Below are 20,557 nucleotides of genomic sequence, written 5' to 3'. Positions count from 1 at the left end.
CCCACGGATCCCGGTCGTGCGCCCACCCCACGAGCTCGGGGGGTGCCCGGTGCGGTGCCGGGTCCGAGGTGAAGGCGACGGAACGGCCCGAACCGGCCGGATCGACGACCAGGAGCGGATTCTCGCCGACGGAGGCGACCTGTCGTCGCGTCCGGTTCGGCGATCACGCGATTGTAGCCGAGCAGCGGCCCCCGGCCGGGTGGGGTTCGATCCGCCTCCGTCACGGTCCAGCGGCCCGCCGCGCCCTACCCGACGAGGCGGGTCCGGCCCACCGGTGGGGCAGGTGGTCCGGCTGCACACCGCGGCCCCCGGACGAGGACGTCCGGGGGCCGCGGATCGGATGCCGATCGGTCACCCGCCGGACCGGGTCAGGAGTCCTTGCGGCGGAAGATCTTGTCCCCCAGCCAGACGAGCGGATCGTACTTGCGGTCGACCGCCCGTTCCTTCATCGGGATCAACGCGTTGTCGGTGATCTTGATGTGCTCGGGGCAGACCTCGGTGCAGCACTTGGTGATGTTGCAGAAGCCCAGACCGTGCTCCTCCTGCGCCTCGGCGGCCCGGTTGCCGTGCGCGTCGAGCGGGTGCATGTCCAGCTCGGCCACCCGCATCAGGTAGCGCGGACCGGCGAACGCCTCCTTGTTCTCCTCGTGGTCGCGGACCACGTGGCAGGTGTTCTGGCACAGGTAGCACTCGATGCACTTGCGGAACTCCTGGCTCCGCTCGACGTCGATCTGCTGCATCCGGTACTCCCCCGGCTCCAGCCCCTCCGGCGGGGTGAACGAGGGGATCTCCCGGGCCTTCGTGTAGTTGAACGACACGTCGGTCACCAGGTCCCGGATCACCGGGAAGGTCCGCAGCGGCGTGACCGTCACGACCTCGTCCACGGCGAAGGTGTTCATCCGGGTCATGCAGAGCAGCCGGGGCCGGCCGTTGATCTCCGCCGAGCAGGATCCGCACTTGCCGGCCTTGCAGTTCCAGCGCACGGCGAGATCGTTCGCCTCGGTGGCCTGCAGCCGGTGGATGATGTCGAGGACGACCTCGCCCTCGTTCACCTCGACCGGGTAGTCGACGAGCTCGCCCTTGGTGTCGTCGCCACGCCAGACGCGGAAGTGCTGGAGGTGGGTGCCCTTCTCCGTGCTGGTCATGCCTGGCCCTCCCCGGAACCGGAGCCGGCGCCGGCGCCGGCGCGGTGGCCGCCCAGCTCGTCACCGGTGTAGTACTTCTTCAGCTCGTCGAGCTCGAACAGGTCGAACAGGTCCGGCCGCATCGGGATCTGCTCCTGGCGGGTGAGCTCGATCCCGTCCTCCCCCAGCGCACTGCAGACCAGCAGCAGGTGCCGCCAGTCCGAGTCCATCACCGGGAAGTCGTCGCGGGTGTGCCCGCCGCGGGACTCCTGGCGCTCCAGCGCCGCCTTCCCGGTGCACAGCGCGACGAGCAGCATGTTGCGCAGGTCCAGGGCCAGGTGCCAGCCCGGGTTGAACCGCCGGTGTCCCTCCACCGAGACGGTGCGGGTGCGGGTGGCGATGTCCTCGAGCTTCTTCAGGGCGAGCTCCATCTCCTCGCCCTTGCGGATGATCCCGACGAGCTCGTGCATCGTCTTCTGCAGCTCCTGCTGCACGACGAACGGGTTCTCCCCGCCCTCGGCGGCGCTGGAGAACGGCAGCATCGCCCGCTCCAGCGCGGCGGCGACGTCGGCCTCGGCCACGGCGGGCCGGCCCGCGTCGGCGTGCTGCGCGGCGTGCAGTCCGGCGCGACGGCCGAACACCAGCAGGTCCGACAGCGAGTTGCCGCCGAGCCGGTTCGAACCGTGCATGCCGCCCGCGACCTCGCCCGCGGCGAACAGGCCGGGAACCTTCGACATCGCGGTGTCCGGCTCGACCTCGACGCCGCCCATCACGTAGTGACAGGTCGGGCCGACCTCCATCGGCTCGGAGGTGATGTCGACGTCGGCCAGCTCCTTGAACTGGTGATGCATCGACGGCAGCCGCTTGAGGATCTCCTCGGGCTTGAGCCGGGTCGACACGTCGAGGAACACCCCACCGTGCTCGGTCCCGCGCCCGGCCTTGACCTCGGAGTTGATCGCCCGGGCCACCTCGTCGCGGGGCAGCAGCTCCGGTGGGCGCCGGTTGTTGTCCGGATCGGTGTACCAGCGGTCGCCCTCCTCCTCGGAGGTGGCGTACTGCTCCTTGAACACGTCCGGCACGTACTCGAACATGAACCGCTTGCCGTCGGTGTTGCGCAGCACCCCGCCGTCACCGCGGACCGACTCGGTGACCAGCAGGCCACGCACCGACGGCGGCCACACCATGCCCGTCGGGTGGAACTGCAGGAACTCCATGTTGATCAGCGTCGCGCCGGCGCGCAGGGCCAGCGCGTGCCCGTCGCCGGTGTACTCCCAGGAGTTCGAGGTGACCGAGTAGCTCTTCCCGACCCCACCGGTTGCCAGCACGATCGCCGGTGCGTCGAACCGGACGAACCGGCCGTCGTTGCGGAAGTAACCGAAGCAGCCGGCGATCGCCGGTCGACCGTCCGGGACACCCGGGCCCGGGCTGGTGGTGAACAGCTCGGTGATCGTGCACTCGTGGAAGACCCGGATCCGGGACTCGTAGTCGCCGGTCTCGGCGAAGTCCTCCTGCTGCAGCGAGACGACCTTCTGCTGCAGGGTGCGGATCAGCTCCAGGCCGGTGCGGTCACCGACGTGCGCGAGCCGCGGGTAGGTGTGCCCGCCGAAGTTGCGCTGGCTGATCTTCCCGTCCTCGGTGCGGTCGAACAGCGCGCCGTAGGTCTCCAGCTCCCAGACCCGGTCCGGGGCCTCGGTGGCGTGCAGCTCGGCCATCCGCCAGTTGTTCAGGAACTTGCCGCCGCGCATCGTGTCCCGGAAGTGCACCGACCAGTTGTCGTTCGGGTTGGCGTTGCCCATCGACGCCGCGCAGCCGCCCTCGGCCATCACGGTGTGCGCCTTGCCGAACAGCGACTTGGAGATGATCGCGGTGCGCTTGCCCTGCAGCCGGGCCTCGATCGCGGCACGCAGGCCGGCGCCGCCGGCCCCGATCACCACGACGTCGTACTCGTGACGTTCGATCTGCTCGTCGGTCATGTTCGAGTTCACCCCACGATCCGCAGGTCGGTGATCCAGCCGGCGGAGACGGCCATGACGTAGAAGTCGGTCAGCGCGAGGCTGGCCAGGGTCGCCCAGGCGTAGGCCATGTGCCGGGTGTTGAGCTTCGAGACCCAGCCCCACAACTTGTAGCGGACCGGGTGCTTCGAGAAGTGGTTCAACCGGCCACCGACCACGCTGCGGCAGGAGTGGCAGGACAGCGTGTAGCCGAACAGCAGGACGACGTTCGCGACCAGGATGATGTTGCCCAGCCCCAGCCCGAAACCACCACCGGGCTTGCTGAACGCCGCTACGGCGTCGTAGGCGTTGATCAGGGTGATCAGGCCGGCGATGTAGAAGAAGTAGCGGTGCGCGTTCTGCAGCAGCAGCGGGAACCGGGTCTCTCCGGTGTAGCGCTTGTGCGGCTCGGCGACCGCGCAGGCCGGCGGGGACAGCCAGAACGCCCGGTAGTACGCCTTGCGGTAGTAGTAGCAGGTCAGCCGGAACAACAGCAGGAACGGCAGCGAGACCGCCGCGTAGGGCAGCCACCAGACGTCCGGCGTGAACTGCCCGAAGTGCGACGCCTCCGGGATGCAGCCCACCGAGACACACGGCGAGTAGAACGGCGTCAGGTAGCCGTACTCCTCGACGTAGTAGTACTGCTGCATGAACGCCCGTACGGTCGCGTAGGCGACCCACGCCACGAAGGCGACGAACGTCGCGAGCGGTGGCAGCCACCAACGGTCGGTGCGCAACGTGCGCGCGGCGATCGTGGCCCGGCCTGCACCGGGGCTGCCGCTGGTGTCAGTGGTGGATGACACGCGCGGGGACTCCTGTCGTCTCGCGGCACCGCGGCCCGAACGGGTCCCGGACACGGCGCCGTGTCCTCTGTCGTCGTCACACGAGGAGCGTGACTGGCCAGAGAGTACGACGCAGCTCACATGTGATCTACGTCGACCTCGTGATGGACCCCCGTATCGAGACGTGCCTCACAGTACTGGGGCACTCATCGACTGTGACCGAGTCTTCGCCGCGTTACATCCTCGTCAATGTTCTGATGGCGGGCGGGCCGCGGCGGACGCGGTTCGGGAGGAGCGCAGGTTAAACCGATGCACGCCACACTGGAGTCGATCCACCAGCGGGTACTGGACCGCAATCCCGGGGAGTCCGAGTTCCACCAGGCCGTCCGGGAGGTGCTCGAGAGCATCGGCCCCGCGGTGGACAAGCACCCGGAGTACGCCCAGGCGCGGATAGTCGAGCGGATCTGCGAGCCCGAGCGACAGATCATCTTCCGGGTGCCGTGGGAGGACGACGACGGTGACATCCACATCAACCGTGGGTTCCGGGTGGAGTTCAACAGCGCGCTCGGGCCGTTCAAGGGCGGACTGCGCTTCCACCCGACGGTGCTGCTGGGGACCGTCAAGTTCCTCGGCTTCGAGCAGATCTTCAAGAACGCGCTGACCGGGCTGCCGATCGGCGGCGCCAAGGGTGGCTCGGACTTCGATCCGCGCGGCCGGTCGGACCGCGAGGTCATGCGCTTCTGCCAGAGCTTCATGACCGAGCTGCACCGCCACCTCGGCGAGTACACCGACGTCCCGGCCGGTGACATGGGTGTCGGTGCCCGGGAGCTCGGCTTCCTGTTCGGCCAGTACAAGCGGATCACCAACCGCTACGAGTCCGGCGTGCTCACCGGCAAGGCGCTGTCCTTCGGCGGCGCCCAGGTCCGCCGGGAGGCGACCGGCTACGGCTGCACCTACTTCGCGCAACGGGCCCTGGAGCTGCGCGGGGACTCCCTGGAGGGCAAGGACGTCGTCGTCTCCGGCTCCGGGAACGTCGCCGTGTACGCCGTGGAGAAGGTGCACCAGCTCGGCGGCCGGGTGGTGGCCGTGTCCGACTCCGGCGGCGTCGTGCACGACCCCAAGGGCATCGATCTCGAGGTGCTCAAGGACCTCAAGGAGGTCCGCCGGGAACGGATCAGCGGCTACACCGATCGGATCGGGCACGCCGAGTTCTCGTCGACCCGGTCGATCTGGGACGTTCCCTGCCAGGTCGCGCTGCCCTCGGCCACCCAGAACGAGCTGGACGCCGACGGGGCCCGCGCACTGGCCAAGGGCGGCTGTCTGCTCGTCGCCGAGGGCGCGAACATGCCGACCACCCCGGACGCGGTGCGGGTGCTGCGCGAGGCCGGCGTGGTCTTCGCGCCGGGCAAGGCCGCCAACGCCGGTGGGGTCGCCGCATCCGCGCTGGAGATGCAGCAGAACGCCTCGCGCGACTCGTGGAGCTTCGAGTACTCGGAGGACCGGCTGCGCGAGATCATGACCGATGTGCACGACCGCTGTCACGACACCGCGGCCGAGTACGGCTGTCCCGGTGACTACGTGGCCGGTGCGAACATCGCCGGTTACGCCCGGGTCGCCGAGGCGATGCTGGCGCTCGGGCTGATCTGAGCACGGCCGCTCCGGCCCCCCGACGACGACGCCCCCGGTGCGCCTGCGTGCAGGCGTACCGGGGGCGGGTGCGAACCGGCGCCCGGGCGCGGTACTCGTGCCGCGCCCGGGCGGGCGTCTCACTTCCTGCGGCCACCCACGGTCGCGCCGAGGTAGTCCCGGTTGAGCTGCGAGATCACGTCGAGCGGGATCTCCTTCGGGCAGGCCACCGCGCAGGCACCGGTGTTGGTGCAGCCGCCGAAGCCGGCGTCCTCGTGCATCTCGACCATGTTGACGACCCGGTCGTAACGCTCCGGCTGGCCCTGCGGCAGCTCCCCCAGGTGGGTCAGCTTGGCCCCCAGGAACAGCGACGCCGATCCGTTCGGGCACGCCGCAACGCAGGCACCGCAGCCGATGCAGTTCGCCGCCGCGAACGAGCGGTCGGCGTGCGCCTTGGGCACCGCGTTCGCGTTCGCCTCGGGTGCCGAACCGGTGTTCACCGAGACGTACCCACCGGCCTGGATGATCTTGTCGAAGGCACCGCGGTCGACGATCAGGTCCTTGATCACCGGGAACGAGCCGGACCGGAACGGCTCGACGACGATGGTGTCGCCGTCGTTGTAGTGCCGCATGTGCAGCTGGCAGGTGGTGGTCGCCCGCTGCGGGCCGTGCGGCTGGCCGTCGATCACCATGCTGCAGGCACCGCAGATGCCCTCACGGCAGTCGTGGTCGAACGCGACCGGCTCGTCGCCGGACAGGATCAGCCGCTCGTTGAGCACGTCGAGCATCTCGAGGAACGACATGTCCTCGTCGGCGTCGACCTCGTAGGTGGAGAGGCGGCCCTTGTCGACCGAGTCGCGCTGCCGCCAGACCTTCAGAGTCAGTTTCACGTCTGCTCGCCTTACTTGTAGCTGCGCTGGGTCGGGTGCACGTACTCGAAGACGAGCTCCTCCTTGCGCAGGACCGGCGCCTGCCCACGGCCGGTGTACTCCCAGGCCGAGGTGAAGGAGAAGTTCTCGTCGTCGCGCTGTGCCTCGCCGTCGTCGGTCTGGCTCTCACCACGGAAGTGGCCGCCGCAGGACTCGCGACGCACCAGCGCGTCCAGGCACATGAGCTCACCGAGCTCGAGGAAGTCGGCCACCCGGCCGGCCTTCTCCAGGCTCTGGTTCAGCTCGGCGCCGGTACCGGGCACCTTGACGTTGTTCCAGAACTCGCGGCGCAGCTCGGGGATCCGGTCCAGCGCCTTGCGCAGTCCCTCCTCGGTCCGCTCCATGCCGCAGTAGTCCCACATGATCTGGCCGAGCTCACGGTGGAACGAGTCGACCGTGCGGGTGCCGTTGATCGACAGGAACGTGTCGATCCGGTCGGTCACCGACTTCACGGCCTCGACGACCTCGGGGGCGTCGTCCGGCACCGGATCCAGGTTGTGCTTGGCGATGTAGTCGCCGATGGTCACCGGGAGCACGAAGTAGCCGTCCGCCAGGCCCTGCATGAGTGCCGAGGCGCCCAGCCGGTTCGCGCCGTGGTCGGAGAAGTTGGCCTCGCCGCCGATGTAGAGCCCCGGGACGGTGGACTGCAGGTCGTAGTCGACCCAGAGGCCGCCCATCGTGTAGTGCACGGCGGGGTAGATCCGCATCGGGACCTCGTACGGGTTCTCCCCGGTGATCCGCTCGTACATCTCGAAGAGGTTGCCGTACTTGGCCTCGACGGCCTTGCGACCGAGCCGGGCGATGGCGTCGGCGAAGTCCAGGTAGACACCGAGCCCGCCCGGTCCGACGCCGCGCTTCTCGTCGCAGACCTCCTTGGCGGCCCGGGACGCGATGTCGCGGGGCACCAGGTTCCCGAACGCCGGGTACTTGCGCTCCAGGAAGTAGTCGCGCTCGGCTTCCGGGATCTCGTTCGGGCCACGGTCGTCGCCGAGCCGCTTCGGCACCCAGACCCGGCCGTCGTTGCGCAGCGACTCCGACATCAGGGTCAGCTTCGACTGGTGGTCACCCGAGACCGGGATGCAGGTCGGGTGGATCTGGGTGAAGCAGGGGTTCGCGAACAGCGCGCCCTTGCGGTGCGCCCGCCAGGACGCGGTCACGTTGCAGCCCTTGGCGTTCGTCGACAGGTAGAAGACGTTGCCGTAGCCACCGGAGGCGAGCACCACCGCGTCCGCGGTGTGCACCTGGATCTCGCCGGAGACCATGTCCCGGGCGACGATTCCGCGCGCCCGGCCCTCGACGACGATCAGCTCCAGCATCTCGTGCCGGGCGAACATCTCGACGGTGCCGGCCTGCACCTGGCGCTCGAGCGCCTGGTAGGCGCCGATCAACAGCTGCTGGCCGGTCTGTCCGCGGGCGTAGAAGGTGCGGGAGACCTGCACGCCACCGAACGACCGGGTGTCGAGCAGGCCGCCGTAGTCACGGGCGAACGGGACGCCCTGCGCAACGCACTGGTCGATGATCTGGCGGCTGATCTCGGCGAGCCGGTGCACGTTCGACTCGCGGGCGCGGAAGTCGCCGCCCTTGACCGTGTCGTAGAACAGCCGGTACACGCTGTCGCCGTCGTTGCGGTAGTTCTTCGCCGCGTTGATGCCACCCTGCGCGGCGATCGAGTGCGCGCGCCGCGGGCTGTCCTGGTAGCAGAACGTCTTGACCTGGTACCCGGCCTCGCCGAGCGTGGCGGATGCGGCGCCACCGGCCAGGCCGGACCCGACGACGATGACCTTCTTGGACCGCTTGTTCGCCGGGTTGACGAGCTTCACGCCGAACCGGCGGCGCTCCCAGCGGGTCTCGATCGGGCCGGACGGGACCGCCTTGTCGACGACCGGCTCGCCGACCGTGTAGTCGGCGTAGAGGCCCGATCCGCTGTCGTTGCTCTCGTGGTGGGTGGGGGCGTCAGTGTTGTCAGGCATGGATTCAGACCACTCCGAACGTGACGGCGAGGGGCACCGAGATGAACCCCAGGGTGAGCACGACGGCGAACGCCGTGGCCACCGTCTTGATGGTGTGCTCCCGGCTGTTGCTGGACCATCCGAGCGTCTGCATGCCGGAGAAGATGCCGTGCCGGACGTGCAGCCCGAGCGCGACGACGGCGGCGATGTAGAACAGCGTGATGTACCAGCGGTCCGGGGCGAACCCGGCGCTGATGTTGTTGTAGGCCTCGAGGTGCACGCCGTTCGGGTTGGCGACACCCACCGTGAGGTCGAGGATGTGGTAGATGACGAACAGCACGATGATCACGCCGCCCCAGCGCATGGTGCGGGCCGCGTAGCTGCCCTTCACCTTGTGCGAGCCGCCGGCGTACTTGATCGGTCGCGCCCGCCGCGCGCGCAGGGTCAGCACGGTGGCCGCCCAGATGTGCGCGATCGCCGAGACCAGCAGGACCACCCGGACGATCCACAGCATGCCGCCGTAGGGCAGTGCGGGCTCGAGCAGCGTGCGGAGCCAGGCCGCGTACTCATCGATCGACTCGGGACCGAAGAAGATCTTCAGGTTGCCGATCATGTGCAGGACGACGTAGAGCAGCAGGAAGACCCCGCTCACCGCCATCACGAATTTCAGGAACGCACTGGGCGTTCGCGGACGCCGGGGCTCGGCTGCGCCGCCCGCCCGGGACTTGTCGGACATCGTGACCACAGCGACCAGTGGACATAGCAACACCCGTGGCCGTCCAATGCATCAAAGGGCCTGCTGCCATAGCCGTAGGCTATGCACGTGACACTTCAGCAGCTCATGTACTTCGTCGCTCTGGCGGACGTGCGCAGCTTCACTCGGGCGGCCGACCAGGTCGGTGTTGCGCAGCCCACTCTCAGCAGGTCGCTGCGGGCGCTGGAGCAGGAGTTGGGCGCCTCGCTGATCAACCGCGGGGCGTCGGTGACGCTGACGCCGGCCGGCGAGGTGGTGCTGCCACTGGCCCGGCGGATACTGGCCGACTCCGACATGGTGCGCACCACGGTCGCCGAGATGGTGGGGTTGCGCAGCGGCCGGGTCCGGGTCGGCGCGACGCCGTCGCTGTGCATCGGAGTGCTGTCGGACGTGCTGCGGGTGTTCCACGCGCGGCACCCGGAGATCCACGTCGAGCTGGCCGAGGACGGTTCGCAGCCGCTGGAGACCTCGCTGGTCCGCAACGAGCTCGACATCGCACTCGTGATCGTCCCTCCGGACGGGGTGGATCCGGCCCTGCACAGTGCCCCGCTGCTGCGCGAGCGGCTGTCGGTCGCATCCCCGCGCGCCCGGCGTCCGCTGACCCCCCGCCGGACGATCTCGGTCCCCGAGCTGGCCAAGCACGATCTGGTGATGGTCCGGAAGGGCTACGACCTGAGGGAGGTGACCCTGCGGGCGTACGCGGTGGCCGGGGTGACCCCGCGGATCGCGGTGGAAGGTGGCCAGATGGACGCGGTGCTGCGGATGGTCGAGGCCGGCACCGGGGTGGCGGTGGTGCCGGATCTGGTGTTCATCGGGCGGCCGCGACTACGCAGGACGGTGCTGACCCCGGCCCTGCACCGGACCGTGGCGCTGGCCCGCCGCGCGGACATCGCACCGACGCCGGCCGTGACGGCCTTCGCGGACATCCTGCTGGAGCACATGTCCGACACCTCGGCCTCGCTGCGGTCGGGGACGAACGACGTCCAGGTCCTGCACCGGCACCGGACCGGCCGGGAGCTGCTGGGGTGACGCCGGGCCGGCCCTCCGGCGGCGACTGGCCGGGCAGGGGTGGATACCGGCCGGGCGGGTGGTCGCCGGCCGAGCAGGGGTGGTTGCCGGCCGAGCAAGGGTGTACCCCTGTCGAACATCCGCTCACCAGGTGAGCGGTTTCTGCGTGCACCCCTCTCCGTGCCCGATCCGGCCCGGCTTGGCACAGCACGGCTTGGCACAGCGCGGCTTGGCACGGCGCGGCTTGGCACGGCACGGCCCGCCAGCCACCTCCGGCGGTGAGTGGGCCGGCCGTGCGCCACGCCTCTGCCCACGCGCCCCGCGCCACGCGCCCGCGATGCGCGGCCCGCGCCCGGCGGGCCCACGCCAGAAGGCCCACATCGTCCCGGGCCGGAGGTCTCCTGATGCAAGAACCGCTCATCTGGTGAGCGGATGCACCAGACCCCCTGCCGAGCCGACGGGCAGCCACGAGCGTGCGCCCCCGCGCCGCGCCTCCGCCCGCACGCACCGCCCGGCTTCGGAACGGGCCCGGCCACGCCGGGTCGGTCATCGGGCCGGGCTACACCGGTCAGTCGTCGGACGAGGTCTCGCCGGTCAGTCGTCGGGCGGGGTCTCGCCGGTCAGTCGTCGGGCGGGGTCTCGCCGAGCTCGTCGGCGTCCGCACCGGCGGCGGCGATCTCCTCCTTCACGACGCCGTACGCGACGCCCCCGCCGTATCCCTTGCGGGCGAGCATCCCGACGAGCTTGCGCGCGGTGGACTGGCGTTGCTCCCGGGTGCCGACGGGCAGGCTGCGCAGGCGGCGCACGACCAGTTCGCGGGCGCGGTCCCGCTCGGAGTCGTCGTCGATCTCGGTGAGTGCCTCGTCGGCGACGTCCCGGTCGATCCCCTTGCGGTGCAGCTCCAGTGCGATCGCCCGCTTGCCCAGCCCGCGGTGCCGGTGCCGGGAACGAACCCACTGGTCGGCGAACGCCTTGTCGTCGACCAGTCCGACCTCGTCGAAGCGCTCGAGCACCCGATGTGCGACCTCGTCGGCGATCTCCTTGCGGCGCAGTGCATCACCGAGCTCCTTGACCGAGCGGGCCCGGTCGGTGAGCAGCCGGAGGCAGATCTCCTTGGCGCGGGCCTCCTGCTCGGCCGGGGTCTCCACTCCCCCGGATGCGGACTCGTCGCCCGATCCACCGTTGCGACGACGCCGGGCACCGGAACCGTCGATCCGTGAGTCGCTGCCGCCCGAGCTGTCGGAGCGGGAGCCGCCGCCACCGGAACCGTCAGCGCGGGAGCGGCGGGCACCGCGCGTTCCCGACCGGCGCCCGGGCTCGTCGTCGAACGTGGCGATCCGGGGCGCATCCACACCGGCTGCACCGGTTTCCCCGTCTTCGCTCAGCTCCTCGAACGACACGACCCGCCCGGCCTCGTCGGCACCCGCCGGACGGCCCGGTCCGGGGCCGACGGGATCGGCGATCGGGTCGGCAGCCGGCCCGGCCGTCGGATCGGTGGCCCGACCACCGTTCGGGTCGGCAGCCGGATCGGCTGTCAGGTCGCCAGCCGGATCGGCGGTCGGGTCGACGAGCCGCACGGCCACGGCCGGGCCGGTGTCGTCTCCCGACGAGGCGTCGACCGTGCGGTCCGTGACCGCCGCGTCGCCGAACAGCTCGTCGAGCGAGACGGTGCGGGCCCGGCCGGTCTCCGCTCCGTCGGAGCCGGACGGGCCGCCGTCGGGAGACGCCTCGTGCTCGCCGGGCACGCTCAGAAGTCGACCGGGGCCGGGAGGGCCTCGACCGGTGTCTCCTGATCGGCGTCGAGGACCGCGCCGATGCCGAGCTTCTCCTTGATGCGCTTCTCGACCTCGGCGGCGACGTCCGGGTTCTCCTTGAGGAACTTCCGGGCGTTCTCCTTGCCCTGCCCCATCTGGTCGCCCTCGTAGGTGTACCAGGCACCGGACTTGCGGATGATCCCCTGCTCGACGCCCACGTCGATCAGCGAGCCCTCCTTGCTGATCCCGATGCCGTAGAGCACGTCGAACTCGGCCTGCTTGAAGGGCGGGGCCACCTTGTTCTTCACGACCTTGACCCTGGTCCGGCTGCCGACCATGTCGGTGCCGTCCTTCAGGGTCTCGATCCGGCGGATGTCCATCCGGACGGAGGCGTAGAACTTCAGCGCCTTACCGCCGGTCGTGGTCTCCGGGGACCCGAACATCACGCCGATCTTCTCGCGCAGCTGGTTGATGAAGATCATCGTGGTGCCCGAGCTGCTCAGCGCACCGGTGATCTTCCGCAGCGCCTGGCTCATCAGCCTGGCCTGCAGACCGACGTGGCTGTCGCCCATCTCGCCCTCGATCTCGGCGCGCGGCACGAGCGCGGCCACCGAGTCGATGACGATGAGATCCAGCGCACCGGAGCGGATCAGCATGTCCGCGATCTCCAGCGCCTGCTCGCCGGTGTCGGGCTGGGAGACGAGCAGCTCGTCGGTGTTCACCCCGAGCGCCTTGGCGTACTCCGGGTCCAGCGCGTGCTCGGCGTCGATGAACGCCGCCACGCCGCCCGAGGCCTGCGCGTTCGCCACCGCGTGCAGGGCGACCGTGGTCTTACCGCTGGACTCCGGGCCGTAGATCTCGATCACGCGGCCGCGCGGGATCCCGCCGACCCCGAGCGCCACGTCGAGCGCGATGGAGCCGGTGGAGATGGCACTGACCGGCGCGCGCGTCTGGTCACCCAGACGCATCACCGATCCCTTGCCGTGGTTCTTCTCGATCTGGGCGAGGGCGAGTTCGAGCGCCTTCTCGCGGTCCGGAGTGGACATCTCTTGACTCCTCGCTGATGTGCGATCGGGGCCTGCTGTTGTCTTTCGGGGAGGCACACCGCAACGGTATGGGGTACCCCCGACAGTTTCGGCGGCCGGATCGGCACCTGTGGACAACTCGCCGGGAAACCGCCGCTGTCTCCCGTCCGGGACGCTAGCCGAACACGCGTTCGATCCGACACGGCGACACGCCGACCGGGCGCCCCCGGGAGCCGAACGGTCACCCGGCGTCGCGGCCGATCCGGCCCGCGCGCTCAGCGACGCGCGACCGGCACCTCGTAGGCCTCGCAGACCGCGCGCCACACCCGGCGCAGATCGATCCCCGAGTCGATCGCCTGTTCCACGGTCAGCCCGCCGAGCTCGGCGAACACGTGGTCTCGGGACAGTGACGAGGCCCGTACCGCCCCGAACTCGTCGTCCATCAGTCCCCGGAAATGACTCATCCGCACACCGCCGAGGGTAGCCCGCAGCGCGTGTCGCGGTTCCCGCCCGTGATCGACCGTCCGTCGGTACGATGCGAGTTATGTCCGGACTGCTTGCCGCCGCGCCCGTCGACGTCGCCGACGACGTTCTCGCGACGACCGGCATCGGATCGCCGCTGGCCTGGCAGATCGTGTCGCTGCTGGCCCTGCTCTCCGCGCTGGTCCTGCTGCTCCGCTGGTGGAACGAGCAGCGCAAGCGCTGATCCGCCGCCGGACCGCAGCCGAATCGCAGCCGAGTCGCTCAGCCCGCGACCGGCCGCCGCGTCGCGCGCAGCACCACCAGCAGGTACGGCACGGTCAGCACCGCGGCGACGATCCCGAGCACCGCGTAGGACCCGACCGTCACCAGCACTCCGGCCGCCACACCGGCGGCCGCCCCGGCCAGGTTCATCGCCACGTCGACCGAGCCCTGCACCCGCGGCCGGTCGGTGACCGGTAGTGCGGACGTCAGCAGCGCGGACCCGCCGACCAGAGCTGCCGACCAGCCCAGACCGAGCAGCACCAGGCCGGCGGTCAGCATCCCGGTCGCCGTCGGCGCGGCCGACGCGCAGAGCACCGCCGCCGCGACCAGTGTCACCGTCGCACCGGCCAGCACCACCGTGGCGCCGAGCCGGTCGGCCAGCCACCCGAACACCGGGCTCAACGCGTACATCCCGGCGATGTGCATGCTGATCACGAACCCGACCACGGTCAGTGCCGCACCGCCGTGATCCATGTGCACCGGCGTCATCGACATCAGCCCGACCATCACCGCGTGCCCCAGCACGATCCCGGCCGCCCCGACCAGCGCCGGCCGGGAACCGCGCAGCACGGTCCACACCGGTGCCCCGGCCCGGCCGGGACCGGCCCCCGGCGCCGGGGTGCCTGCCAGCTCGCGCGCCCGGGCCAGCGGATCGGGGCGCAGACCGATCCAGCTGACGAGCAGGGCGCAGCCGAACGCCGCCACGCACAGCAGGTACGGGCCGGCCGCCGGTTCCAGGCCCAGCCCGGCGGCGACGTCCTGCAGCGGGCCGAGCAGGTTCGGGCCGGCGACCGCGCCGACCGTCGTCGCCCAGACGACCAGGGCGAGCGCCCGCCCGGCCCGATCCGGCGCCGCCAGGTCGGTCGCGGCGTAGCGGGCCGCCAGTCCGACCGCCGTCCCGGATCCCATCAGCACCAGTGACACCAGCAGCACCGGCGCCGCGCCGGCCGCCGTCCCGATCACCGCACCGATCGCCCCCACCAGCGCGATCAGGTATCCCCAGGTCAGTGCGGGCCGACGACCGTGCCGCTGCGCGATCCGCGCCACCAGCGCGGCGGCACCGGCGGCGCCCAGCACGATCGCGGTCGACGCCAGTCCGCCCACCGTCGGCGAGCCCGTCAGCCGGGCGGCGACCAGCGGGCTCACCGCGATCGACGTCGCCACCGCCGTCCCGCCGAGCACCTGACCGATGGCGAGCACGGCCAGCAGCCGGGGCTGCGCGGGATCCTGCACGGACGATGTCGCGGTCACGCCGGGATGCTGCCCCGCGCCGACGGCGGACGCCAGCCCGATAGGCTCCGCGCCCGACCGGAACGACGGGAAGGACGGCACCGATGGCGCGGACCAAGGACGAGACCGGCATCGAGGACGCCTACCGGCTGGTGTCGGACGTCCTCGAGGGAGCCGTCCGCGAGACCCTCGCCGAGCCGGGCCCGGAACCCGCCCGGTTCGCCGTCCGGCAGCTGACAGCGGTCGACGACGAGCTGCCCGACGAGGCGACCCCGCCGGGCTGGTCACTGGCCTTCCTGGTGCTCGCCGACTGGTTCGACGCGGCCCGCACCGCCCTCGCCGACGACGAGGAGCGCGCCGAGCGCGCACTGGGCTGGGTCTCCGAGCACCTCGGACGCCGGTTCGCCGCACGCGCCCGCTACACGATCACCCCGCTGGTCGATCCCGCGAACGCGCGGGAGACCTCGCTCTACGTCGAGGCGCTCGGCGAGGACTTCCTCCCGACCATGGTCTGGACGGTCGCCGGGCTGGCCGCCGCGTATCCCGGCCAGGGCTCCGACGACGCCCGGATCTGGCCCAGGGCACTCGCCGACGACGCCCGCAACGGCTGAATCCGCTGCTCGGAGCGGGTTCGACGGGAAACTGTCGGTGCCCGCCCGCATGATGGTCGGGTGAGCGCACTCGACGGCTTCTCCCCCGCCACCCGCCAGTGGTTCGAGGGGGCGTTCGCCGCGCCCACCGCCGCGCAGGAGGGTGCCTGGGCCGCCGCCCAGCACGGGCGCAACGCGCTGGTCGTCGCCCCCACCGGCTCGGGCAAGACCCTCGCCGCGTTCCTGTGGGCGCTCGACCGGCTGGCCGCCGAGCCGGCACCGGAGGAGCCGCGGCACCGCTGCCGGGTGCTCTACGTGTCACCGCTCAAGGCGCTCGCCGTCGACGTCCAGCGCAACCTGCGTTCCCCGCTGACCGGTATCCGGCAGGCGGCGCAGCGGCTCGGCGATCCGGTGCCCGACATCACCGTCGGGATGCGCACCGGCGACACCCCGGCCGACGAGCGACGGCAGTTCGCCCGCACCCCGCCGGATGTCCTGGTCACCACGCCCGAGTCACTGTTCCTGCTGCTCACCTCGGCCGCCCGGGAATCGCTGCGCGGCGTCTCGACGGTCATCCTGGACGAGGTGCACGCGGTGGCTGGCACCAAGCGCGGTGCGCACCTGGCGCTGTCGCTGGAGCGGCTCGAGGAGATCACCTCGGCCTCCCCGCAGCGGATCGGACTGTCCGCGACGGTCCGCCCGGTGGACGAGGTGTCGACCTTCCTGTCCGGTACTCGTCCGGTGCAGGTCGTGCAGCCGAGCACCCCCAAGACGATCACGGTCGAGGTCCAGGTACCCGTCCCGGATCTCGCCGCGCTCGACGAGCGGCCCGCGCCGGGCAGCACCGACGAGGAGGTCGTCGGCTCCGCGGCGGGCACCGCGCAGCGACCTTCGATCTGGCCTGCGGTCGAGGAGCGGCTGCTCGACCTGGTCCGCTCGCACCGCTCGACGATCGTGTTCAGCAACTCGCGCCGGCTGGCCGAGCGGCTGACCTCACGGCTCAACGAACTGGCGGCCGAGCAGGCGGCCGCCGAAGAAGGTGCAGCATCGGCGGACGACGGGCCCGCCGGGAACCCGGCCTTCCCGGCCGAGGCGGTCGGGCAGTCCGGGGTCGGTGGCGGCGCGGCGCCGACGGTGGCCAGGGCCCACCACGGATCGATGTCACGCGACCAGCGCACCCTGGTCGAGGAGGAACTGAAGTCCGGTCTGCTGCCCTGCGTGGTCGCGACGTCCAGCCTGGAGCTCGGGATCGACATGGGCGCCGTCGATCTGGTGGTGCAGGTCGAGGCGCCGCCGTCGGTGGCGTCCGGCCTGCAGCGGGTCGGCCGGGCCGGGCACCAGGTCGGGGCGGTGTCCGAGGGCGTGGTGTTCCCGAAGTTCCGCGGGGACCTGGTGTCCTGTGCCGTCGTCGCCGAGCGGATGACCACCGGATCCATCGAGTCGACGCGCTACCCGCGCAACCCGCTCGACGTGCTGGCCCAGCAGATCGTGGCGATGGTGGCGATGGAGCCGTGGGCGCTGTCCGACCTGGCGGCCACGGTCCGCCGGGCGGCACCGTTCGCGGCGCTGCCGGACTCCGCGCTGCACGCGGTGCTCGACATGCTCGCCGGGCGGTACCCGTCGGAGGAGTTCGGTGAGCTGCGCGCCCGGATCACCTGGGACCGGGTGACCGACGAGCTGCGTGGCCGCCCCGGTGCGCAGCGGCTCGCGGTGACCTCCGGCGGCACCATCCCGGACCGCGGCCTGTTCACCGTGATGACACCGGGCGGCGCCGACGGCGCGGGTTCCCGGGTCGGCGAGCTCGACGAGGAGATGGTCTACGAATCCCGGGTCGGGGACACGTTCCTGCTCGGGACGTCCTCGTGGCGGGTCGAGGACATCACGCACGACCGGGTGATCGTCACCCCGGCACCCGGGGTGCCCGCCCGGATGCCGTTCTGGAAGGGCGAGTCGATCGGCAGGCCGCTGGAGCTGGGCCGGGCGGTCGGCGCGTTCGTCCGGGAGATGTCCGGGCTCACCGAGCAGGCGGCCCGCGAACGGGCCGCCGCGGCCGGGCTGGACGAGTGGGCACGGGACAACCTGCTCTCCTACCTGCGCGAGCAGCGGGAGGCGACCCGGCACGTCCCGAGCGACCGGACGATCCTGGTCGAGCGGTTCCGCGACGAGCTGGGCGACTGGCGGCTGGTCGTGCACTCCCCGTTCGGTGCCCAGGTCAACGGCCCGTGGGCACTTGCGATCGCGGCCCGGATGCGCGAGCGGCGGGGAGTCGAGGTGAGCGCCTCCGGGGCCGACGACGGCATCGTCCTCCGCCTGCCGGACGCCGTCGACGAGTCCGGTTCCGAGGTCGTCCCCGGCGCGGAGGACGTGCTGCTCGAACCGGGCGAGATCGAGCAGATCGTGGTGGCCGAGCTGGGGGGTTCGGCGTTGTACGCGTCCCGGTTCCGGGAGTGTGCGGCGCGGGCGCTGCTGCTCCCCCGCCGGGATCCGCGGCGGCGCAGCCCGCTGTGGCAGCAGCGGCAGCGCTCGGCTCAGCTGTTGTCGGTCGCCGGGAAGTTCGAGCAGTTCCCGATCACCCTCGAGGCGATGCGGGAGTGCGTACAGGACGTCTACGACCTCCCCGGCCTGCGCGAGCTGATGGGCGACATCGGCTCCCGGAAGGTCTCGGTCGCCGAGATCGAGACGTCACAGCCGTCGCCGTTCGCACGCAGCCTGCTCTTCGGCTATGTCGGGATGTTCCTCTACGAGGCCGATGCCCCGCTGGCCGAGCGCCGGGCGGCCGCGCTGTCGCTGGACTCGACGCTGCTCTCCGAGCTGCTCGGCTCGGAGGCGATCCGCGAGCTGCTCGATCCCGAGGTGCTGACCGAGGTCGAGGCAGCCCTGCAGCGCACCGCCCCGGATCGGCACGCCCGCGACGTCGAGGGCGCCGCCGACCTGCTCCGCTTCGTCGGGGACCTGTCCGCCGACAACGGGCGGGCCCGCGGGGTCGATCCCGGCTGGTTCGCCGAGCTGGAGGGCGCGCGGCGGGCGCTACGGGTGCGGATCGCCGGCGAGGAGCGGTTCATCGCGATCGAGGACGCCGGCCGGATCCGGGACGCGCTCGGCGCGGCGCTCCCGGTCGGGGTGCCGGAGGCGTTCACCGAACCGGTCGCCGATCCGGTGGGTGACCTGGTGCTGCGCTACGCCCGCACGCACGGCCCGTTCACCGCGGGCGAGTGCGCGGCGCGATTCGGGCTCGGCGTCGCCGTGGTCGCCGGGGTGCTGGACCGGCTGACCGGGACCGGGCGGCTGGTGAAGGGTGAGCTGCGGCCGCAGGCGTCGGTCCCCGCGGGGGTGCGCAGCGAGACCGAGTACTGCGACGCGGAGGTCCTGCGCCGGCTGCGGCGGGCCTCGCTGGCGAAGCTGCGCCACGAGGTGGAACCGGTCGAGCCGCGCGCGCTGGGCCGATTCCTGCCGGCCTGGCAGGGCGTGCAGGTACGTTCCGGGTCCGAGCGCCGGGGCCGGGTCCGCAGGGCCCCCGGCGCCGAGGACGTGCTCGGCGTGGTGGAGCAGCTGGCCGGCGCCCCGCTCCCGGCGAGCGCGGTGGAGTCGCTGATCCTGCCCGCCCGGCTGCCCGGGTACACCCCGGCGCTGCTGGACGAGCTGACCGCGGCGGGCGAGGTCACCTGGGCCGGTTGCGGGGCGCTGGCCGGGCAGGACGGCTGGCTGGCGCTGGCCCCCACCGACGTCGCGGACCTGCTGCTGCCCGCCCCCGACCTGGACCAGGCGGGCACGCCGCTGCACGCCGCCGTGCTGTCCGCGCTCGGGCTGTCCGATCCGGCGGCGCTGACCGACCCGGATCTCGCCGCGGCGCAGGGCGGCGGGGCGCTGTTCTTCCGCGAGCTCGCCACCCGGACCGGCCAGGCGCTGACCGGGCAGGGCGAGGACGCCCCGTCCGACGACGACATGGTCGCCGCGCTCTGGGACCTGGTCTGGGCCGGCGCACTGACCAACGACACCCTCGGCCCGTTGCGGGCCAGGCTGTCCGGCAGCGGGAACCGGCGCGGTGCGGCCGGGCGGTCGGGTGCGGCGCACCGCACCGCACGCCGGGCGCCGCGCGGGCGGTACGCCCAGCTGCGGGCCGGGCGGCCGTCGATGCCGAGCCGGGCCGGGCCGCCGTCGGTGGGGGGCCGTTGGTCGGTCGCCGTCGCCCGGGAGGCGGACCCGACCCGGCGGGCGCACGCGGCGGCGGAGTCGTTCCTGGAACGGCACGGGGTGCTGACCCGGGGCGCGCTCGGCACCGAGCGGGTCACCGGCGGGTTCGCCGGGGTCTACAAGGTACTGCGGGCGATGGAGGAGTCCGGGCGGTGCCGGCGCGGCTACATCGTCGAGGGACTGGGCGCCGCGCAGTTCGCGGTGCCGGGGGCGATCGACCGGGTCCGGGCGCTCGCCGCGTCCGGCGGTGGTGGCGGGCCGGCCGCCGATACGGGGGGCGGGTCGCGCGACGAGATCCCGGAGGACCTGCTGCGTTCCGGCGCGTTCGCCGGAGCCGGCCGGTACGACGAGTTCGACGGCGGTGCGGGCGCCCGGTCCTCCCCTGTCCAGGACGCCTGGCGGTCGCTGTCCCGGGTCGTCCTGGCGGCGGCCGATCCGGCGCAGCCCTACGGTGCCGCGCTGGCGTGGCCGGACACCGCAGGCGACACCCGGCACCGCCCGGGCCGCAAGGCCGGTGCCCTGGTCGCACTGGTCGACGGGGTCCCCGCGCTCTACGTGGAGCGCGGCGGCCGCTCACTGCTGTCGTTCACCACCGAGCGCGACGAGCTGCGTGCCGCCGCCGAGGTTCTGGCCGGCGCGGTGCACGAGGGCTGGCTCGGGTCGCTCGCCGTGGAGCGCGCCGACGGGCAGGACTCGCTGGCCTCCGAGCTGTCCGAGGTGCTCACCGAGGCCGGGTTCCGGGTGACGCCGAAGGGTTTGCGGTTGCGGGCCTGAGAGCAGGCCTGCGGGCCGGGCGGCGGGCCGGGCGGGGCGGGTGCGCGGCGGCCCGACTCCGGCCCGTCCCGGGCTGCCGGTCCACG

At 71.9% G+C, this 20,557-nt stretch carries 15 protein-coding genes; 5 read left to right on the top strand and 10 right to left on the bottom strand.

Annotated elements, in window-relative coordinates:
- Nucleotides 1-368 precede the first annotated feature (368 nt).
- From Pdca_RS10015 to Pdca_RS10005, 3 genes are read right to left on the bottom strand one after another with little or no spacing between them, the layout of a single operon-like run.
- Nucleotides 369-1,145 carry a succinate dehydrogenase/fumarate reductase iron-sulfur subunit gene (locus Pdca_RS10015; protein WP_085912507.1) on the bottom strand — a complete coding sequence of 259 codons (777 nt, stop codon included), beginning with the start codon at nt 1,143-1,145 and terminating at the stop codon, nt 369-371.
- A complete protein-coding gene (locus tag Pdca_RS10010) occupies nt 1,142-3,097 on the bottom strand; it encodes a fumarate reductase/succinate dehydrogenase flavoprotein subunit (RefSeq protein ID WP_085912537.1) in 1,956 nt (651 codons plus the stop codon). The genes Pdca_RS10015 and Pdca_RS10010 overlap by 4 nt, the downstream gene beginning before the upstream one ends.
- 8 nt (nt 3,098-3,105) lie before the next feature.
- Nucleotides 3,106-3,918: a hypothetical protein gene (locus Pdca_RS10005; protein ID WP_085912506.1), complete on the bottom strand. Its 813-nt coding sequence runs from the start codon at nt 3,916-3,918 to the stop codon at nt 3,106-3,108.
- Nucleotides 3,919-4,206: 288 nt separating this feature from the next.
- Between Pdca_RS10005 and gdhA the strand changes: the two genes are divergently transcribed.
- Complete coding sequence (gene gdhA, locus Pdca_RS10000; RefSeq protein WP_085912505.1) at nt 4,207-5,544, top strand: NADP-specific glutamate dehydrogenase; 1,338 nt, start codon at nt 4,207-4,209, stop codon at nt 5,542-5,544.
- Nucleotides 5,545-5,663: 119 nt separating this feature from the next.
- Here gdhA and Pdca_RS09995 read toward each other — a convergent pair whose 3' ends face one another.
- Genes Pdca_RS09995 through Pdca_RS09985 form a run of 3 tightly spaced genes read right to left on the bottom strand, consistent with a single transcriptional unit; the run spans nt 5,664 to nt 9,137 of the window.
- Nucleotides 5,664-6,413: a succinate dehydrogenase/fumarate reductase iron-sulfur subunit gene (locus tag Pdca_RS09995; protein ID WP_085912504.1), complete on the bottom strand. Its 750-nt coding sequence runs from the start codon at nt 6,411-6,413 to the stop codon at nt 5,664-5,666.
- A gap of 11 nt (nt 6,414-6,424) precedes the next feature.
- Nucleotides 6,425-8,422 carry a fumarate reductase/succinate dehydrogenase flavoprotein subunit gene (locus Pdca_RS09990; protein ID WP_085912503.1) on the bottom strand — a complete coding sequence of 666 codons (1,998 nt, stop codon included), beginning with the start codon at nt 8,420-8,422 and terminating at the stop codon, nt 6,425-6,427.
- A gap of 4 nt (nt 8,423-8,426) precedes the next feature.
- Nucleotides 8,427-9,137 carry a succinate dehydrogenase cytochrome b subunit gene (locus tag Pdca_RS09985; RefSeq protein ID WP_085912536.1) on the bottom strand — a complete coding sequence of 237 codons (711 nt, stop codon included), beginning with the start codon at nt 9,135-9,137 and terminating at the stop codon, nt 8,427-8,429.
- An 87-nt stretch (nt 9,138-9,224) separates the two neighbouring features.
- Here Pdca_RS09985 and Pdca_RS09980 point away from each other — a divergent pair, with 87 nt between their 5' ends.
- A complete protein-coding gene (locus Pdca_RS09980) occupies nt 9,225-10,184 on the top strand; it encodes a LysR family transcriptional regulator (protein WP_085912535.1) in 960 nt (319 codons plus the stop codon).
- Between the two features lie 599 nt (nt 10,185-10,783).
- On the opposite strand, the gene Pdca_RS37770 is transcribed toward Pdca_RS09980, so the two are convergent.
- The 3 genes from Pdca_RS37770 to Pdca_RS09965 form a co-directional block, all read right to left on the bottom strand.
- Nucleotides 10,784-11,908 (bottom strand): regulatory protein RecX, encoded by a 1,125-nt coding sequence (locus tag Pdca_RS37770; RefSeq protein WP_125911341.1) that lies wholly within the window; start codon nt 11,906-11,908, stop codon nt 10,784-10,786.
- Nucleotides 11,909-11,910: 2 nt separating this feature from the next.
- Entirely contained in the window at nt 11,911-12,963 is a 1,053-nt protein-coding gene (gene recA / locus Pdca_RS09970) for a recombinase RecA (protein ID WP_085912501.1), read from the bottom strand.
- A gap of 254 nt (nt 12,964-13,217) precedes the next feature.
- The gene (locus tag Pdca_RS09965; protein WP_373865479.1) at nt 13,218-13,406 is read right to left on the bottom strand and encodes a DUF3046 domain-containing protein; all 189 of its coding nucleotides are present in this window, start codon (nt 13,404-13,406) and stop codon (nt 13,218-13,220) included.
- 80 nt (nt 13,407-13,486) lie between these two features.
- Between Pdca_RS09965 and Pdca_RS35430 the strand changes: the two genes are divergently transcribed.
- Nucleotides 13,487-13,648, top strand: coding sequence for a hypothetical protein (locus Pdca_RS35430; RefSeq protein WP_166665926.1), 162 nt, complete (start codon nt 13,487-13,489; stop codon nt 13,646-13,648).
- Between the two features lie 38 nt (nt 13,649-13,686).
- Here the strand turns inward: Pdca_RS35430 and Pdca_RS09960 are convergent, their stop codons facing one another.
- The gene (locus Pdca_RS09960; RefSeq protein WP_085912534.1) at nt 13,687-14,937 is read right to left on the bottom strand and encodes an MFS transporter; all 1,251 of its coding nucleotides are present in this window, start codon (nt 14,935-14,937) and stop codon (nt 13,687-13,689) included.
- A gap of 83 nt (nt 14,938-15,020) precedes the next feature.
- Between Pdca_RS09960 and Pdca_RS09955 the strand changes: the two genes are divergently transcribed.
- Together Pdca_RS09955 and Pdca_RS09950 are read left to right on the top strand one after the other, a co-directional pair.
- Nucleotides 15,021-15,527: a hypothetical protein gene (locus tag Pdca_RS09955; RefSeq protein ID WP_085912499.1), complete on the top strand. Its 507-nt coding sequence runs from the start codon at nt 15,021-15,023 to the stop codon at nt 15,525-15,527.
- Nucleotides 15,528-15,587: 60 nt separating this feature from the next.
- Nucleotides 15,588-20,471, top strand: a complete 4,884-nt coding sequence (locus Pdca_RS09950) for an ATP-dependent helicase (RefSeq protein WP_085912498.1) — start codon at nt 15,588-15,590, stop codon at nt 20,469-20,471.
- Nucleotides 20,472-20,557 lie beyond the last annotated feature (86 nt).

Origin of the sequence: Pseudonocardia autotrophica (assembly GCF_003945385.1) — a bacterium.
GTDB lineage: Bacteria > Actinomycetota > Actinomycetes > Mycobacteriales > Pseudonocardiaceae > Pseudonocardia > Pseudonocardia autotrophica.
The sequence above is the reverse complement of the archived record's forward strand: the minus strand, read 5'-3'. Positions and strand labels throughout refer to the sequence as shown.

Coding starts and splice junctions, on each gene's coding strand:
- gdhA (WP_085912505.1), top strand. CDS start 4,207: ATGCACGCCACACTGGAGTCGATCCACCAGCGGGTACTGGACCGCAAT.
- recA (WP_085912501.1), bottom strand. CDS start 12,963: ATGTCCACTCCGGACCGCGAGAAGGCGCTCGAACTCGCCCTCGCCCAG.
- Pdca_RS09955 (WP_085912499.1), top strand. CDS start 15,021: ATGGCGCGGACCAAGGACGAGACCGGCATCGAGGACGCCTACCGGCTG.
- Pdca_RS09985 (WP_085912536.1), bottom strand. CDS start 9,137: ATGTCCGACAAGTCCCGGGCGGGCGGCGCAGCCGAGCCCCGGCGTCCG.
- Pdca_RS10015 (WP_085912507.1), bottom strand. CDS start 1,145: ATGACCAGCACGGAGAAGGGCACCCACCTCCAGCACTTCCGCGTCTGG.
- Pdca_RS10010 (WP_085912537.1), bottom strand. CDS start 3,097: ATGACCGACGAGCAGATCGAACGTCACGAGTACGACGTCGTGGTGATC.
- Pdca_RS35430 (WP_166665926.1), top strand. CDS start 13,487: ATGTCCGGACTGCTTGCCGCCGCGCCCGTCGACGTCGCCGACGACGTT.
- Pdca_RS09965 (WP_373865479.1), bottom strand. CDS start 13,406: ATGAGTCATTTCCGGGGACTGATGGACGACGAGTTCGGGGCGGTACGG.
- Pdca_RS09990 (WP_085912503.1), bottom strand. CDS start 8,422: ATGCCTGACAACACTGACGCCCCCACCCACCACGAGAGCAACGACAGC.